Source organism: Pseudomonas sp. DC1.2, assembly GCF_034351645.1.
GTDB lineage: Bacteria > Pseudomonadota > Gammaproteobacteria > Pseudomonadales > Pseudomonadaceae > Aquipseudomonas.
In genome coordinates, this window is sequence record NZ_CP133782.1 from 2,103,059 (window position 1) to 2,118,459 (window position 15,401).

The following is a 15,401-nucleotide window of genomic DNA, read 5'->3' on the forward strand; positions in this document are numbered from 1 at the left end:
ACTCAAATAGATATAAGGGGACTTAGAGTGAACAAGTCGGAACTGATTGATGCTATCGCTGCATCCGCTGATATCCCGAAAGCTGCTGCTGGCCGTGCGCTGGACGCTGTGATCGAATCCGTCACTGGCGCTCTCAAGGCTGGCGACTCCGTTGTTCTGGTTGGCTTCGGTACGTTCTCCGTAACCGATCGTCCGGCTCGCATCGGTCGTAACCCACAGACCGGTAAGACGCTGGAAATCGCAGCCGCCAAAAAACCAGGTTTCAAAGCCGGTAAAGCACTGAAAGAAGCTGTTAACTAAGTTCGATTCAGGTTTTTACCTATCCGGGTCGGGGTCATGCCTGACCTGGCAGCGGAGCGGTCGTCCAATCAGCAATTTGCCGATTTGAGACGCCGAGGCTCGCAAGTTCGAGTCATCGGTCCGCTCCGCCAGTTACGAGAAGGCGCATCCTCGGATGCGCCTTTCTTCTATCCGGATTCTACCCACGCTCCACGGTTGCCTAATTTTGAAGTTCAACCGTTTCTGGGGGACGCATGCTGCAGAATATCAGGGACAATTCACAAGGCTGGATTGCCAAGACCATTATTGGAGTCATCGTTGCACTGATGGCTTTGACCGGTTTCGACGCCATCTTCAAGGCCACTACGCACAGCAATGATGCGGCCAAGGTCAACGGTGAAGAAATTAGCCAGAACGAGCTCAGTCAGGCCGTCGATATGCAACGCCGTCAGCTGATGCAACAGCTGGGCAAGGATTTCGATGCCTCATTGCTTGACGAAAAGATGCTACGCGAATCAGCGCTTAAAGGCCTGATCGATCGTAAGCTGCTGCTGCAAGGCGCAGAAAAATCGAAATTTGCGTTCTCTGAAGCCTCCTTGGACCAAGTGATCCTGCTGACGCCGGAGTTCCAGGTCGACGGTAAGTTCAGCTCTGAGCGTTTTGACCAAGTGATTCGTCAACTGGGCTACAGTCGGCTGCAGTTCCGCCAGATGCTGGCTCAGGAAATGCTGATCGGCCAGTTGCGCGCCGGCTTGGCGGGCAGTGGTTTTGTCACCGATGCACAGGTCTTGGCTTTCGCTCGTCTGGAAAAACAGACTCGTGATTTCGCTTTCCTGAACATCAAGGTGGACCCTGCAGCGGTGAAGTTGACCGACGATGAGGTCAAGGCCTACTACGACGAACACGCCAAGGAATTCATGACACCTGATCAGGTTGTTATTGATTATCTGGAGTTGAAGAAGGCTTCATTCTTTGATCAGGTCGCCGTCAAGGACGAAGACCTGCAAGCGGCGTATCAGAAAGAAATCGCTAACCTGGCTGAACAACGTCGTGCTGCGCACATTTTGATCGAAGTTAACGACAAGATGACCGAAGCCCAAGCCAAGGCCAAGATCGAAGAGATTCAAGCGCGCCTGGCAAAGGGTGAGAAGTTCGAAGCTCTGGCTAAAGAGTTCTCCCAGGATCCGGGTTCGGCGAGCAGTGGGGGCGATCTCGGATATGCAGGTCCTGGCGTTTACGATCCAGCCTTTGAAAAAGCGCTGTACTCGTTGACCAAGGATCAGGTCTCGGCTCCGGTTCGTACCGACTTCGGTTTCCACCTTATCAAGCTGTTGGGTGTTGAAGCGCCTGAGGTGCCGACGTTTGCCAGCTTGAAAAACAAGCTGACTCGCGAACTGAAAACCCAGCAGGTCGAACAACGATTTGTCGAGGCCACGAAGCAACTGGAAGACTCGTCATTCGAAGCGTCCGACTTGGCCCAGCCAGCGCAAGACCTGAAGCTGACCGTTCACACTTCGGCTCCGTTCGGCCGTGAGGGGGGGGACGGTGTTGCCGCCAATCGTGCTGTTGTGACAGCTGCGTTCAGTCCGGAAGTGCTGGATGAAGGTGCCAACAGCACCGCCATTGAGCTGGACCCGGAAACGGTGATCGTCTTGCGTGCCAAGGAGCATCGCAAGCCTGCGCAACTGCCACTGGAAGCTGTCGCTGCCAGCATCCGCGTGCAATTGGCCAAGGAACACGCAAGTGCCGCCGCCAAGACCAAGGCTGAGGCGTTGATTGTTAGCCTACGCGATGGCAAGACGCCGCTTGATAAGCCAATCGACGGCCAGAGCTGGAAGATCACTGAAGCGGCCACTCGCGCTCAGGAGGGGGTTGACCCTACTGTTCTGCAAGCGCTGTTCCGCATGCCCAAGCCTGTGGCCAAGGGTAAGCCAACCTTCAGCAATGTGACCCTGGCCGATGGTAGCCTGGTGATCGTCCGTCTGAACGGCGTCAACGAAGCTGCTGCGCCGACCGATGAAGAGAAGGCTCAATACCGTCGCTTCCTCGCCTCGCGTATTGGTCAGCAAGACTTTGCTGCCTTCCGCAAACAGCTGGAAAGTCAGGCTGACATCAAGCATTACTGATGCCTGATTGAGGTGTCTGCAACATAAAACCCCGGCCTAAAAGCTGGGGTTTTTTGTGGTGCGCCAGGCATGGCGCGTTGCGCGCAAGCGCAACCAGTTTGGCTGTGGTGGCCACGCTGGTGACTTGGAGGTGCAAGTCCTCTACACACCCGGCAAGGGGAAGTATTAGCCGAAGGCAAGGGTGTCGCGGGTGACTGCGAATCTGAAGGAAGCCTTACCTCGAGGCCGGCGTGATGTCAGGCGGTATCGCCAGTCGACGGCAGGAAGGGACGCCGCAAGGCGGCCCGCTCTCGCCGTTGCTGTCGAACATCCTGCTCAACGAACTCGATCGCGAGCTGGAACGGCGGGGTCATTGCTTCGTGCGCTACGCCGATGATGCGAACATTTATGTGCGCAGTCGTCGTGCTGGGGCGCGAGTGATGGCCAGTGTTGAGCGCTTTCTCAATCGGCGTCTGAAACTGACGTTGAACCGGGAAAAGAGCCGTGTGGCAAGGCCTTGGGCCTGTGACTATCTGGGTTATGGGATGAGCTGGCATCAACAGCCGAGGCTAAGAGTGGCGACGATGAGTCTGGGTCGTTTACGCGACCGACTCAGAGACCTGCTGCGCGGAGCGCGGGGCCACAAGATGGCGAACGTCATCGAGCGGATAAACCCCGTACTACGCGGTTGGGCTGGCTACTTCAAGCTGAGTCAGAGCAAGCGGCCCCTTGAGGAACTGGACGGCTGGGTGCGGCATAAACTTCGCTGCATCATCTGGCGTCAATGGAAGCAGCCCTCTACGAGGGCGCGCAACTTGATGCGCTTAGGACTCAGCGAAGCGCGTGCCTGCAAATCAGCGTTCAACGGTCGAGGTCCATGGTGGAGCTCGGGAGCGCCACATATGAATCAGGCGCTGCCGAAGAAACTGTGGGATGGACTCGGGCTGGTCTCGATACTGGATACGATAAACCGGCTTAGCCGTATAACCTGAACCGCCGTATACGGAACCGTATGTACGGTGGTGTGAGAGGACGGCGGCTGTGAAGCCGCCTCCTACTCGAATCGCGTAATACCGTCTGAGCGGTGGGTTTCATGACCTGTGGGTAGGCGCCGGATGAGGCTTTGCGGCAGGTCGTGGATAATTACCCGTAGGCGACTTTCCCCTGTAAAGGATGGTCAGTCACTCTGTAACTGTTTTAAGACACTAATCGTTGCTCCACTAAGCATCGATCTGTTGCACAATACGCGCCGAACCGTTTTCTTCAGGATGTTCAATGTTTAGATCATTTCCCATGCGTGCCGTCGGGCTGGCGTTGATACTGGCCACGGTTGCCGGTTGTTCGTCGAAAAAGGCTGCCATCTATGAGCATGAGAACTTCGACGACTCTGGGACGTTTTCACGCAACTACCCGGTGAGTGATGCGCAGAGCTGCGAAGCCGCGCGCCGTGCCTTGCTCAGTCAGGGCTACATCATCACCAGTAGTGATCCGAAACTGGTCAGCGGGCACAAAAGCTTTCAGCAAACTGGCGAGACTCACATGGAGATCAGCTTCAGTGTGGTGTGTGCCGAAGACGGTAGCGCCGGGCACCGTGCGACGATGTTTGCCAACGCCTTGCAAGATCGCTATGCACTGAAGAAAACCAATAATTCCGCCAGTCTTGGTGTTGGCGTGTTGGGCTCAGTGTCGATGCCGATCGGCTCGTCGGATGACTCGATGGTCAAGGTCGCCAGCGAAACGGTTTCTTCGGCCAAGTTCTACGAGCGTTTTTTTGCATTGGTGGAGCTGTTCCTGCCACCTGAAGTGAAGAAGGCCGCGCACATCACTGAAAAGCCGAAAACTGATCTTGGTATGCCGGAAGCCAAGGCCGCGCCGGCGCCGGTGGTCTCGACCCCGGCGGCCGCTGCGGAGTCCGTACCCGCCGCCGCGCCAGCGCCCGCTGCTGTGGTCGAACCGGTTGCACCGGTCGAATCCACTCCGGCACCGGCAGCCTCTGAGCCTGTGGTGCCTCCGGCTGAAGCAGCACCGATCAAGCCTAGCGAACCGACGCCATCTGCCCCTGCAGAAGAAAGCGTAACGCCGCCTCCTGCGAGTTCGTTGCCCGCTCCAACCGAGCCGATTCCTGCGCTTCCTCAATAGTTAGTTTCTCGGTGTAACGGGATCGCGTCATATGACGACGATCCCGTCGCGGTTCTCCCGATTGATCTGCTTCAACGCTGGCTAATGTCCTACGGCCCGTATCGACAAAAATCCTGTGATAAATTCCTGACCGCCTGCTACGTTTTATCAAGTAGTGGCTGAGCTTTACGTCTGCGTCATTTTTCTTTCACGCGGGCACTTTATGCTCAAGGCGCAGGTCATTTGTTCAGGCCATTTTTAAAACGAGCGGTAGGAGATTACGCAATGGACGAATACCAAGAAGAGCTGCTTGATTATCAGGCTTTTGAGTTAGACCCTCTGGAGCCGGCCGAAGACGCGACCGAACTCTAGCGCTTAAGAGGATTGTCGATGACTGCGGCGAAACTCGCCGGGTGTCTGGCCGTTCCAGCGTTTGAAAGCCCTTTGAAAGGCTTCGGCAGAGGCAAACCCCAGCAGATAGGCGATCTCCCCGAAGGCGAGTTCGGTGTCGCGGATATAGGTCATCGCCAGGTCGCGGCGGGTGTCGTTGAGAATGGCGCGAAATTGCGTGCCTTCGTCTGCCAGTTTGCGCCTTAAGGTCCAGGTCGGCAGCTTCAAGCGTGCGGCCACTTCTTCAAGCCCCGGTTCCCGACCACCATTGAGCAACGGCCCCAGTAACTGAGTGATGCGTTCGCGCAGGCTGCGGGTGCGTGTCATTTGTTCCAATTCCCGTTCACACAGTTGCAGCAGATGTCGCCACGTGCTTGGGCAATGTTGCGGATTGCGCTGAGCGAGGCTGGAGAGGCTCAGACGCAGTTGATTGTGTTCGCCGCCAAAGTGGATTGGACAATCCCCTAGCACGCCATAGGCGTCGCGATAAACCGGTGCTTCGAATTCGATCTCGATCCGTTCTGCGCGCAGAGGGGAATCGCTCAAGCTGGATAATTGCGTTAGCCAGCCGGCGATGATCGAGTCCACCACGAAGCGGTTGTAGGCGTTGTAAGGGCTGATGGAGTAGAACCGCAACCACGCGCCCTGTGCGTCTTCGTGCAAGCTCGATTGGCCGCGATAGTTGGAGCCGTATAAGGCTTCGAAGCGAATCAGGCATCGCGCCGCCTCGCGAATAGTCGGTGCCTGGGCGGCGGTGACGCCGGCCAGTCCGGCCTGGTTCAGACGACTGAGTTGGCCCATGCGTAAACCAAGTGCCGGGTCGCCGGTCAATTGAATCGCGCCGTGGCCAAGACGCATGTAACGCGGGATAGACAATCGAGCACCGGCTTCAGCCAACCGAGCGCCATCGAGGCCGTATTGATCAAGCAGCGGCTGTGGGTCGATATTGTGACTCTGTACCGCATTGGCCAAGCTATGGACAAAGCCTACCGACAGATCCCCGAGGCGCATCGGGAGTGCTTTCATCGCTTATAACCAGAGGTTCAGCAAACGCGCGCCACGGGCGTTGCTGTCGGCGGAATGCTGCGCGTTACTGCTGAGGAAGCTCTGACCGGCGCTGCTCTTGTCCCAAAACTGACCGCGCAGGAATACGCTCACACCGGCAGTTGTTTGGCTGTTGGGCGGTTGAGCGATCAGGGTGAGACGATGCCAAGCTTGGCCTTCGCTAAGCTCGCCGGGCTTGAGACTGATGGAGCCTGGCGTCGATAGACCTTTGTAGCCGCTCCACGGTTTTTCCCACGTACCGCGTCCGACAATGAAGGCTGGAACCGCCACCAGTTTTGCGCCTTGTTCGTCGAGCTTGCGGTAGTTGTCGGGGTACCAGCTATCGCTGCCGATCAGAATTCCCAAGCGACCCGCCGGGGTATCGATGACATTGAGTGTGTGCTCGGCGTTGGCGGTCAGGGTGTCCTGATCCTCGAAAGTCGGGTGGATTTGCCGTTGCGGTTGGCCTATTGGCAGTCCATCACGGCCGAATACCACACTGCTGTTGAACAAAGGACCACGACCGATTTTCAGGGTGCCGTCGCTCACGCTTGGCTCAGGCAGCACGATAGTGCCGGCTACCAGCGTCACGTGAAACTCTTTGGCCAAGCCACCAAACAACGCCTGGTAGTCCTTGGCCATGTTTTTGGCTTTCATACGCAGATGGGCATCATCCACACGGCTTGTGCCTTTGGCACTGATCAGGGCACGGAGAAACTGTAAGGGATTGCTCGCCGCCAGCCAGTTCATGGCTTCTTCGAACGTGCTGGCCTGGTATAGCTCGTCTTTCTCGCCACTGACCATCAACCAGGTGCCGATATGCTCGGGCAGTACGACGATGGTTTTTTCATTCAGCAGACCCTCGTCGTGTGCCTTACTCAGGTAGGCGGCGAGCTTGCGATGCAAGCGCTCAGGACTTTGATAGTCAGTTGGGAACAACTCTGGCTGGATCCCCAAAACATTGCCGCGATCGGCGGGAGTGCCTTGGTTGTCGGTCAGATTTATCCGCAGGTCAGACAGGTAATGGCCCACCGGCCGGTCTGCGGCCCACATGGCGTAGGTTGTGAGGGCGGCAGTCAGCGCCATGGAGAAAGTCAGGTAGAGAAGTCTGCGCATGGGAAAACAATCAACGGCCGTGTGCAGGACATGGCTCTTCATTTGGATTTGGACCGAGGATAAAGGCAATCAAGGGCTGAGTGGGCAAATTTCTGTTTTCTCGGGTTTTTTTTCGCTTGTAGCTGAATTTTTACGTCGCAAAACAGTAATCAGTGGGTGGGTAATTCGGGGGGGGCGCGGTTGCGCTGTAATGCAAGGAAGCATTAAGTGAAAGAGCGGGTGCTGGTTTGATTGTTTCGCTCATCTCGGTTTTTACTACACCGTATAGGACGCGTGAATTCTGGACCGCGCCGCGATCACAGGAGGGCGCTCTGCCAGTGCTTGTCAAAAGGCGATGCACATTTTGATCAATAAGTTGTCAGTTTCGGTCATTGAGCGACAGCGGCGGGGCTCTTAGTCTGTCGAACATGACTGATGGGAGCCAAAGAGCTCCTGCACTTTTCCGTGATCGCTCGATGTGGAGTTACCGATGGCCGCCGCTCATTACCCGCACCTGCTGGCCCCGCTGGACCTGGGTTTTACCACGCTGCGCAACCGCACCTTGATGGGCTCGATGCACACCGGTCTTGAGGAAAAGCCCGGCGGTTTCGAACGCATGGCTGCGTACTTTGCCGAGCGTGCCCGCGGTGGCGTTGGCCTGATTGTCACCGGTGGGATTGGTCCGAACGATGAGGGCGGCGTGTATTCCGGCGCCGCCAAGCTAACCACCGAAGAAGAAGCTTTCAAACATCAGATTGTGACCCGCGCGGTGCATGAAGCGGGTGGCAAAATCTGCATGCAGATTCTCCATGCCGGGCGTTATGCCTACAGTCCAAAGCAAGTGGCACCGAGCGCAATCCAGGCGCCGATCAATCCGTTCACGCCCAAAGCGCTGGACGAAGAAGGCATCGAGAAACAAATCAGCGATTTCGTCACCTGTTCCACCCTGGCGCAACAGGCCGAGTACGACGGCGTCGAAATCATGGGGTCCGAGGGTTATTTTATTAACCAGTTCCTCGCAGCCCACACTAATCACCGCACTGACCGCTGGGGCGGTTGTTACGAAAACCGCATGCGCCTGCCAGTGGAAATCGTGCGTCGTGTGAGGGAAGCAGTCGGTCCACACTTCATCATAATTTTCCGCTTGTCGATGCTCGATCTGGTGGCAGGCGGCAGCACGTGGGAAGAAATCGTGCAGTTAGCCAAAGCCATCGAACAGGCCGGCGCGACGATCATCAACACCGGTATCGGCTGGCACGAAGCACGAATTCCGACCATCGCCACCAAAGTCCCGCGAGCGGCATTCAGCAAGGTCACTGCCAAGCTGAGGGGCTCGGTGAACATTCCGCTGATCACCACCAACCGCATCAATACCCCGGAAGTGGCCGAGCAAATTCTGGCTGAAGGCGATGCCGACATGGTTTCCATGGCACGGCCGTTCTTGGCCGACCCGGATTTCGTAAACAAGGCTGCCGCTGGACGTGGTGATGAAATCAATACCTGCATCGGCTGCAACCAGGCCTGCCTGGACCATACGTTTGGTGGCAAGTTGACGACGTGCCTGGTCAATCCGCGTGCCTGTCATGAAACCGAACTCAATTACCTGCCGGTGCAGCAGGTCAAGAAAATCGCCGTGGTCGGTGCCGGTCCTGCTGGGCTGGCCGCTGCCACCGTCGCCGCTGAGCGCGGGCATCAGGTGACGCTGTTTGATTCGGCCAGCGAAATTGGCGGCCAGTTCAACATCGCGAAGCGGGTGCCGGGCAAGGAAGAGTTCTTCGAAACCCTGCGCTACTTCAACCGCAAGTTGCAGACGACCCATGTTGACGTGCGCTTGAACAGCCGTGTGGACGTTGCGCAACTGGTGGCGGGTGGTTACGACGAAATTATTCTCGCGACCGGCATTGCGCCCAGAACCCCCGCAATCCCGGGCATAGAGAGTGCCAAGGTGCTGAGCTATCTGGACGTGATTCTCGAGCGCAAACCGGTGGGTAAGCGTGTGGCCGTGATCGGTGCCGGAGGCATTGGTTTCGATGTCTCGGAGTTTCTGGTACAGCAAGGCGTCGCCACCAGTCTGGACCGCGAGGCATTCTGGAAAGAGTGGGGCATTGACACGCACCTTGAGGCTCGCGGCGGTGTCGCCGGAATCAAGGCCGAGCCGCATGCGCCGGCCCGTGAAGTGTTCCTGTTGCAACGTAAAAAATCCAAGGTCGGTGACGGCTTGGGCAAGACCACAGGCTGGATTCATCGCACGGGCCTGAAGAATAAACAGGTGCAGATGCTCAACAGCGTCGAGTACCTGAAAATCGACGACGATGGCCTGCACATCCGAATTGGCGAAACCGGTGAGCCGCAGGTGCTGGCGGTGGACAACATCGTGATCTGTGCCGGTCAGGACCCGCTGCGTGAATTGCAGGAAGGTCTGGTGGCGGCCGGGCAGAGCGTGCATCTGATCGGTGGCGCCGATGTGGCGGCTGAGCTGGATGCCAAGCGCGCAATTAACCAAGGGTCGCGCCTGGCGGCTGAGTTGTAGCCTATAGGTGGTGCGAATGGCCATCGCGAGCGTGCTCGCGATGGCGGCCTTTGAGCGACTAGAATGGCGGCTCTTTCTGAGCACGATCAGGCGCTAATGCTTTTTCCTACCGTCAACTGGCTACCTAAACCCTCTCTTGACCCTCTTCGTCTGGAATGGCTCAGCGCCGCCGGCATAGAAGTTGCGATCCTGCGCCTGGATCAGATCGACCCCCTTATCAGCGGCAACAAGTGGTTCAAACTCATCAAGCACCTTGAGGCGGCGGCGCAGACCGGCGCCGAGGGCATTATTAGCCTCGGCGGTGCTTACTCCAATCATCTGCATGCACTGGCGGCGGCGGGCAAACGGTTTGGTTTTTCCACCGTCGGCCTGCTGCGCGGTCATCCACAAGACAACCCGACAGTGACGGATTTGCAAGACTTCGGCATGCAATTGCATTGGTTGGGTTACGCCGGTTATCGGGAGCGGCATGAGCCGGGCTTCTGGCAGCCGTGGCAGGATCAATACCCGACGTTGTACTGCGTGCCTGAAGGCGGCGGTGGATTGCGCGGAGCACTGGGCTGCACGCAGCTTCGGGAGCGGGTGCGCGAGCAACTGAGTGGTTTGGGCTGGAATGACTACGACGGTTGGTGGCTCGCCTGCGGCACCGGCACCACCTTGGCCGGTTTGGTGCTGGCGGAATCAGGCGAACGCCCGGTGTATGGGGCGCTGGCAGTGCCTGACGATCACGGCGTGGCGCAGCAGGTTGAGTCGATTGTGCGAGACGCCGGTTTGCAGGCTCCCGCTTACGAGTTGCTGGACGCCAGTCGTGGCGGTTTTGCCAAGGTGGATTCGGTGTTACTCGACTTCATTGCACAGACCGAGCAGGCGAGCGGTATTCCCCTGGAATCGCTTTACACCGGCAAGGCGCTGTTGGCGCTCAAGTCGCGCGTTGAAATGGGGATATTCTCCAGAGGCACGCGGCTGGTGTTTATCCACACGGGTGGTTTGCAGGGGCGACGTGGCGGCGACTCAGCGCGCTAGACCGAATGCCCTTTTGGCGGGGGGAAGGGCCCTCGCCACAGCAGCGTTTCTGCGGTTTAACCACGCTTGGGCATCATTCGCAGCAAGGTGTTATCGCGCACCACGTAGTGATGGTAGAGACCGGCCAAGGCATGCAACCCGATCAACCAGTAACCGATGGTGCCGCCGAGTTCATGCCAGCCCTGAATCTGCTTGGCCAGCGCCTTGTCTTCCGAGATGAGTATGGGGAGGTCAAAACCGTAGAACATCACCTGATCTCCTTTGGCGCTGGTGACCAGCCAACCGAGGATTGGCATGGCGATCATGAACAGGTACAGCGCCCAGTGCATTAATCTGGCGAGCAGTGTCTGCCAGTGCGGGGAGGCCGGAAAAATCTGCGGCGCAGGCCCCAAGCTGCGCGCAAACAGACGGAACCAGACCAGCACGAATACCGTCAGGCCCAGCATGAAGTGCGTTTCGGTGATCAGCGTTCTGCCACCGCTGCCTTTGGGGAAAATTCCGCGAAACTCTATGCAGGCATAAACCAGTGCCAACAGGACCAGCATCAACCAGTGCAACATGATCGATACGGTGCTGTAGCGCGATTCTGAGTTTGTCCAGGGCATACGGTATTCCTCACAGGTCTGGTCGAACCACCGTTCTAGTTCGACGGAGTGCTTTAACTGTAATCCCACCTCACTGTTTTTGCCTGAGCTAAGTCATTATTTTTCACCATGCGCTGTTTTGGGTGGGTGGCCGTTGGGTCTCGGAAACTGGACTGATCGAGAGCGGCAGGTGTACGGGTTTAAGAACGTAACGTATAAAAAGTTCTGAATAGGTGTTTTTCTGGCGTGGGTTGTAACTGGCTATTGTTTATATTTTGTATTTACGTGGACTTTGAGTGTGCTGGAAAGTTAGTTATTGTCGGGGCATGAAAGTTTGTCAGGGTGACAAGCTAACAAAACCCGTGATTACTTTATCGGGTAACTAAAAGGATTTATCGATGACTATTAAAGTGATGAGTGGCGTGAAAACTTATTGTGGCGCTGTAAAAAAAATGATGGCTAAACCACCCACTCCCAAGCCTAAGCCTTCTGTTAAACCACCGTTGACCAAACCACCGGTCAAGCCGCCGGTTAAACCGACAGTTCCTGTAAAGCCGCCGGTTAAACCGACAGTTCCTGTAAAGCCACCCGTTAAACCGACGGCCCCTGTAAAACCACCCGTCAAGCCGACAGCGCCTGTAAAGCCGCCCGTCAAGCCAGCTCTGCCGCCTGGGAAGCCACCCATCAAGCCGGTCAAGCCCGTTGAGGCTGTTCGAGCGCCGCTACAGTGGCCGACCCTGAACATCAACATTGATCCAATTGCGTTGATTAATCTGCTTAATACCGCCGGTAGCGTTACGAATGGCGATGGTTCGACATCCTTGCCTGATGGCAGCCTGATCAGCCCTGATCTTGAATCGGTCAAGCGCCCCGACGGCACAATCCAACATGTTGATGGCCGGGTTGAGTATCCGGACGGACGCATCGTCTGGCCTGATGAAACAACGGAATACCCTGATGGTCGTTTGGTCTGGAAAGATGGCACCGAACAAGATAAAGACGGCAATGTGAAATACACCGATGGTTCGATGTTTGATAAAGAGGGTCAACAGATTTACCCATGACGCCGTGAGAGTTAACGGCGTCGAGCGGATCAAATGCCCGATTTAATAATCGGCCACACCTAGTGGCGCTAGTTGTTAATAACAAAGCCGTCGTCTTATAACTATAGACGGCGGCTTTTTGTGTTTCTCGTTATTATGAGCTTTGCGGCATTTCACCCTTGGCCAGGCGTTTGTTGATATCGGCGATCACCGGCAGCAAATCGTTGAGGGTGTCGATCATGTAATGCGGTCGCGAGCCTTCGAACAACCCCTGGATGCGTGTGCGTTCGCTGTCCAGTTTCTCAGGGGCAAGCGCTGTGTAATCGTCATAGTCCAGACCCAGTGCGTTGCCCGAGCAGATCAGGGCAACGGTCCACATGCCGGCGCGCCGACCTTCGAGGATGCCGGGCACCGTGTCATCGACTTTCACGCAGGCCGCGACATCGTCGATTCCCAGGGCAATCACGTTGGCGAGGGCCTGAGCGGGCCAAGGGCGACCGTTGGGCACTTCGTCGGTGGCAACCACGTGATCGGCCGCGTAACCGTTGGTGGCGGCGAGTTCGACGACTTTGTCCATGACCTGCTTTGGGTAGCCAGAGCAGGAACCGATTTTGATCCCCAGCTCGCGCAACGTCGCAATGGTGTCGAGCGCCCCTGGAATCAGTGCTGAGTGTTCGGCGATTTTTTCAATTTGCAGCGGCATAAAGCGCTTGTAGAGGGCGCTGACGTCATCGTCGGTTGGTGTGCGACCGAACACCTGACGATACCGTTCGGCGACTTGCGGCTGATTGCACAGGGTCCGGATGTGATCCCACTTGCCCATGCCCATTGGCCCACGGGCCTCTTCAATGGATACCTGGACGTCGAACTCAGCGAAGGCTTCGACAAAAATTTGTGTGGGGGCAAAAGAGCCGAAGTCGACCACGGTGCCGGCCCAGTCGAGGATAACGGCTTGCAGGTGGGTAGGGTTGCGATAGCGCATGGTGGTCAAATCCTTTGGCAACTGACCGATAGGTGGGCAGCCTTGGGTGGGGAGTAGAACCGCCCGCCCCCTAAGGGGAAGGCAGTGACGGTTAGATGTCGTGTACTTCCAGTTCCTTCAGGGTGTGCGCAATCGCTGCTACCGCTGCCTGCATATCGGTCTGGTTGAGGTGGCCGATGCAGCCGACGCGGAAGGTCTCGACCTGAGTCAATTTGCCGGGGTAAAGAATGAAACCCTTGGCCTTGACCCGTTCGTAAAACTCCTTGAATCGATAGCGTGGGTCTTTCGGTGCGTGGAAGGTCACGATAATCGGTGCCTGGATGGCGGCGGGCAGGAAGCTGCGCAAGCCAATGTTGGCCATGCCATCGAGCAACACCCGACAGTTATTGACGTAACGTTGATGCCGAGCCGGCAAGCCTCCTTCTTCGTCGTATTGCAGCAAGGCCTCGTGCAGCGCCGCGACCACATGGGTCGGCGGGGTGAAGCGCCATTGGCCGGTTTTGGCCATGTAGCTGTGTTGGTCGAATAAATCCATCGCCAAAGAATTAGAGTTGCCGGCGGCCGTCGCGAGCGACGCTTTGCGCACCAACACAAACCCCATTCCCGGTACACCTTCCAGGCATTTTCCGGAGGCTGCAATCAGCGCGTCGAACGGCACCTGCCGTGCATCAATCGGCAGCGCGCCGAAGGAACTCATGGCGTCGATGATCAGGCGTTTGCCGTGTTGCGCAACGACGTGTGCAATATCTGCCAGCGGGTTGAGGAGACCGGTGCTGGTTTCGCAGTGAATCAGCGCCACGTGAGTGATGTGGGCGTCGGCTTGCAGCAGGTGATCAACTTCGGCGGCGGAGATGGCTTCGTTTTCGGCGGTTTCGAGCGTGCTGAACGAGCGGCCGAGCACGTTGCAAATTTTCGCCAGGCGTTTGCCATAGGCGCCGTTGATCAGTACCAGGACTTTGCCATCGCGTGGCACCAGCGTGCCGATGGCCGCTTCGACCGCGAAGGTGCCGCTGCCTTGCAGCGGCACGCAATGGTGGCTAGTGGCACCGTTGATGATTCCCAGCAGTTGCTCGCAAAGGCTGGCGGTCAGTTGATTGAAGCGCTCATCCCAAGAACCCCAGTCGACCATCATCGCCTGACGTGTGCGACGCGATGTAGTCAGTGGGCCTGGGGTAAGGAGGATCGGTTCGACAGTGTTCATTCGCGCGTTCTCGCAATCGATGGGGTGACGCTACGGCGCTTAAATTGCAATTTGCTGTGCTATCAATCAAATTGTTTGTTGTTATGCCAGTCATCAGTGAGGCTTATTAATGAATCTCTTTCAGCTCCGCGCATTCGACGCGGTGGCCCGCGAAGGCAGCTTTACCAAGGCCGCGGCGCGGCTGTTCATCAGTCAACCGGCGGTCACCGGACACATCAAAGCGCTGGAAGAGCACTACCAGATCACCCTGTTAAGACGCACAGCCCGGCGAGTCGAACTGACGGAGGAGGGGACGAAACTGGCGGCGATTACCCGCGCGATGTTCGGTTTGGCGCAAGAAGCGCAGGTGATGCTGGAGGCCAACCGGCAGTTGCTCACAGGGCGTCTGGAGGTGGCGGCGGACGGGCCGCACTTGGTCATGCCGATGCTCGCCAGACTGCGCACGCAGTATCCGGGGATTACCGTGAATTTGCGTCTGGGCAACGCTCAGGAAACCCTTGCGGCCTTGCTGTCCGAACATGCCGACGTGGCGGTGCTGACCGAAGTCGAGCCGCGCAAAGGCCTGCATCTGCAAGCCTTGAGCGCATCACGCCTCTGCGCGTTGGTGCCTGCCCGGCATCCTTGGGCGCAACGCTCAGACGGCGTGCCACTCCAGGAACTGGATCAAGTCATCATGGTGTTGCGCGAGCCGAGTTCGATCACTCGGCGCACCTTTGATCAGGCATGCGTTCAGGCCCGCGTTACTCCTCGGGTGTTGCTTGCGCTGGATAGCCGCGAGGCGGTGACCGAAGCGGTTGCCGCCGAGTTGGGTGTGGGGGTGGTGTCGTCAGTGGAAATCAGTCACGACCCGCGAGTGGTGGCGGTGCCGATTATGGGCGAGGGTTTGGTCAACCAGCACATGATGGGGTGCATGGAGCGGCGGCGGCAGTTGCGCTTGATTCAGGCGTTTTTCGGCTTGGCGTCGTAGCAGTGTACATAGCGCCCACCGGTTAACGACAAACGCCCGG

12 protein-coding genes and 1 pseudogene are annotated in these 15,401 nt (G+C 57.4%); 8 read left to right on the top strand and 5 right to left on the bottom strand.

Going from position 1 to position 15,401, the window contains the following annotated elements; translation table 11 throughout:
- Positions 1 to 27: 27 nt before the first annotated feature.
- From RHM68_RS09540 to RHM68_RS09555, 4 genes and pseudogenes are all read left to right on the top strand, one after another.
- Entirely contained in the window at positions 28 to 300 is a 273-nt protein-coding gene (locus RHM68_RS09540; RefSeq protein WP_002552737.1) for an HU family DNA-binding protein, read from the top strand.
- Positions 301 to 533: 233 nt separating this feature from the next.
- Complete coding sequence (locus RHM68_RS09545) at positions 534 to 2,405, top strand: SurA N-terminal domain-containing protein (RefSeq protein ID WP_322222260.1); 1,872 nt, start codon at positions 534 to 536, stop codon at positions 2,403 to 2,405.
- A 215-nt stretch (positions 2,406 to 2,620) separates the two neighbouring features.
- Positions 2,621 to 3,376, top strand: a pseudogene (locus RHM68_RS09550) (group II intron maturase-specific domain-containing protein); the annotation flags it as partial.
- A 283-nt stretch (positions 3,377 to 3,659) separates the two neighbouring features.
- On the top strand, positions 3,660 to 4,523 hold the full coding sequence (locus RHM68_RS09555; RefSeq protein ID WP_322222262.1) for a DUF2242 domain-containing protein: 864 nt from the start codon (positions 3,660 to 3,662) through the stop codon (positions 4,521 to 4,523).
- A gap of 354 nt (positions 4,524 to 4,877) precedes the next feature.
- Here RHM68_RS09555 and RHM68_RS09560 read toward each other — a convergent pair whose 3' ends face one another.
- Positions 4,878 to 5,918 (bottom strand): AraC family transcriptional regulator, encoded by a 1,041-nt coding sequence (locus RHM68_RS09560; protein WP_322222265.1) that lies wholly within the window; start codon positions 5,916 to 5,918, stop codon positions 4,878 to 4,880.
- A 3-nt stretch (positions 5,919 to 5,921) separates the two neighbouring features.
- A complete protein-coding gene (locus RHM68_RS09565; protein ID WP_322222268.1) occupies positions 5,922 to 7,052 on the bottom strand; it encodes a carbon-nitrogen hydrolase family protein in 1,131 nt (376 codons plus the stop codon).
- 469 nt (positions 7,053 to 7,521) lie between these two features.
- On the opposite strand from RHM68_RS09565, the gene RHM68_RS09570 reads away from it, so the two are divergent.
- Both RHM68_RS09570 and RHM68_RS09575 read left to right on the top strand, forming a co-directional pair.
- Positions 7,522 to 9,561 (top strand): NADPH-dependent 2,4-dienoyl-CoA reductase, encoded by a 2,040-nt coding sequence (locus tag RHM68_RS09570; protein WP_322222271.1) that lies wholly within the window; start codon positions 7,522 to 7,524, stop codon positions 9,559 to 9,561.
- 96 nt (positions 9,562 to 9,657) lie between these two features.
- Entirely contained in the window at positions 9,658 to 10,584 is a 927-nt protein-coding gene (locus RHM68_RS09575) for a 1-aminocyclopropane-1-carboxylate deaminase/D-cysteine desulfhydrase (protein ID WP_322223747.1), read from the top strand.
- 56 nt (positions 10,585 to 10,640) lie between these two features.
- Here the strand turns inward: RHM68_RS09575 and RHM68_RS09580 are convergent, their stop codons facing one another.
- Entirely contained in the window at positions 10,641 to 11,189 is a 549-nt protein-coding gene (locus tag RHM68_RS09580) for a cytochrome b (protein ID WP_322222273.1), read from the bottom strand.
- Between the two features lie 377 nt (positions 11,190 to 11,566).
- On the opposite strand from RHM68_RS09580, the gene RHM68_RS09585 reads away from it, so the two are divergent.
- Entirely contained in the window at positions 11,567 to 12,232 is a 666-nt protein-coding gene (locus RHM68_RS09585) for a hypothetical protein (RefSeq protein ID WP_322222276.1), read from the top strand.
- A 133-nt stretch (positions 12,233 to 12,365) separates the two neighbouring features.
- Here the strand turns inward: RHM68_RS09585 and phnX are convergent, their stop codons facing one another.
- Entirely contained in the window at positions 12,366 to 13,193 is an 828-nt protein-coding gene (gene phnX / locus RHM68_RS09590; RefSeq protein WP_322222279.1) for a phosphonoacetaldehyde hydrolase, read from the bottom strand.
- A gap of 91 nt (positions 13,194 to 13,284) precedes the next feature.
- Positions 13,285 to 14,394 carry a 2-aminoethylphosphonate--pyruvate transaminase gene (locus RHM68_RS09595; RefSeq protein WP_322222282.1) on the bottom strand — a complete coding sequence of 370 codons (1,110 nt, stop codon included), beginning with the start codon at positions 14,392 to 14,394 and terminating at the stop codon, positions 13,285 to 13,287.
- Positions 14,395 to 14,503: 109 nt separating this feature from the next.
- Between RHM68_RS09595 and RHM68_RS09600 the strand changes: the two genes are divergently transcribed.
- On the top strand, positions 14,504 to 15,361 hold the full coding sequence (locus RHM68_RS09600; RefSeq protein ID WP_322222284.1) for a LysR substrate-binding domain-containing protein: 858 nt from the start codon (positions 14,504 to 14,506) through the stop codon (positions 15,359 to 15,361).
- The last annotated feature ends 40 nt before the right edge of the window (positions 15,362 to 15,401 follow it).

Excerpts from the sequence above, each read along its gene's own strand:
- RHM68_RS09555 (WP_322222262.1), top strand. The coding sequence starts at position 3,660 with ATGTTTAGATCATTTCCCATGCGTGCCGTCGGGCTGGCGTTGATACTG.
- RHM68_RS09560 (WP_322222265.1), bottom strand. The coding sequence starts at position 5,918 with ATGAAAGCACTCCCGATGCGCCTCGGGGATCTGTCGGTAGGCTTTGTC.
- RHM68_RS09570 (WP_322222271.1), top strand. The coding sequence starts at position 7,522 with ATGGCCGCCGCTCATTACCCGCACCTGCTGGCCCCGCTGGACCTGGGT.
- RHM68_RS09565 (WP_322222268.1), bottom strand. The coding sequence starts at position 7,052 with ATGCGCAGACTTCTCTACCTGACTTTCTCCATGGCGCTGACTGCCGCC.
- RHM68_RS09545 (WP_322222260.1), top strand. The coding sequence starts at position 534 with ATGCTGCAGAATATCAGGGACAATTCACAAGGCTGGATTGCCAAGACC.
- RHM68_RS09585 (WP_322222276.1), top strand. The coding sequence starts at position 11,567 with ATGACTATTAAAGTGATGAGTGGCGTGAAAACTTATTGTGGCGCTGTA.
- phnX (WP_322222279.1), bottom strand. The coding sequence starts at position 13,193 with ATGCGCTATCGCAACCCTACCCACCTGCAAGCCGTTATCCTCGACTGG.
- RHM68_RS09595 (WP_322222282.1), bottom strand. The coding sequence starts at position 14,394 with ATGAACACTGTCGAACCGATCCTCCTTACCCCAGGCCCACTGACTACA.
- RHM68_RS09600 (WP_322222284.1), top strand. The coding sequence starts at position 14,504 with ATGAATCTCTTTCAGCTCCGCGCATTCGACGCGGTGGCCCGCGAAGGC.
- RHM68_RS09580 (WP_322222273.1), bottom strand. The coding sequence starts at position 11,189 with ATGCCCTGGACAAACTCAGAATCGCGCTACAGCACCGTATCGATCATG.
- RHM68_RS09575 (WP_322223747.1), top strand. The coding sequence starts at position 9,658 with ATGCTTTTTCCTACCGTCAACTGGCTACCTAAACCCTCTCTTGACCCT.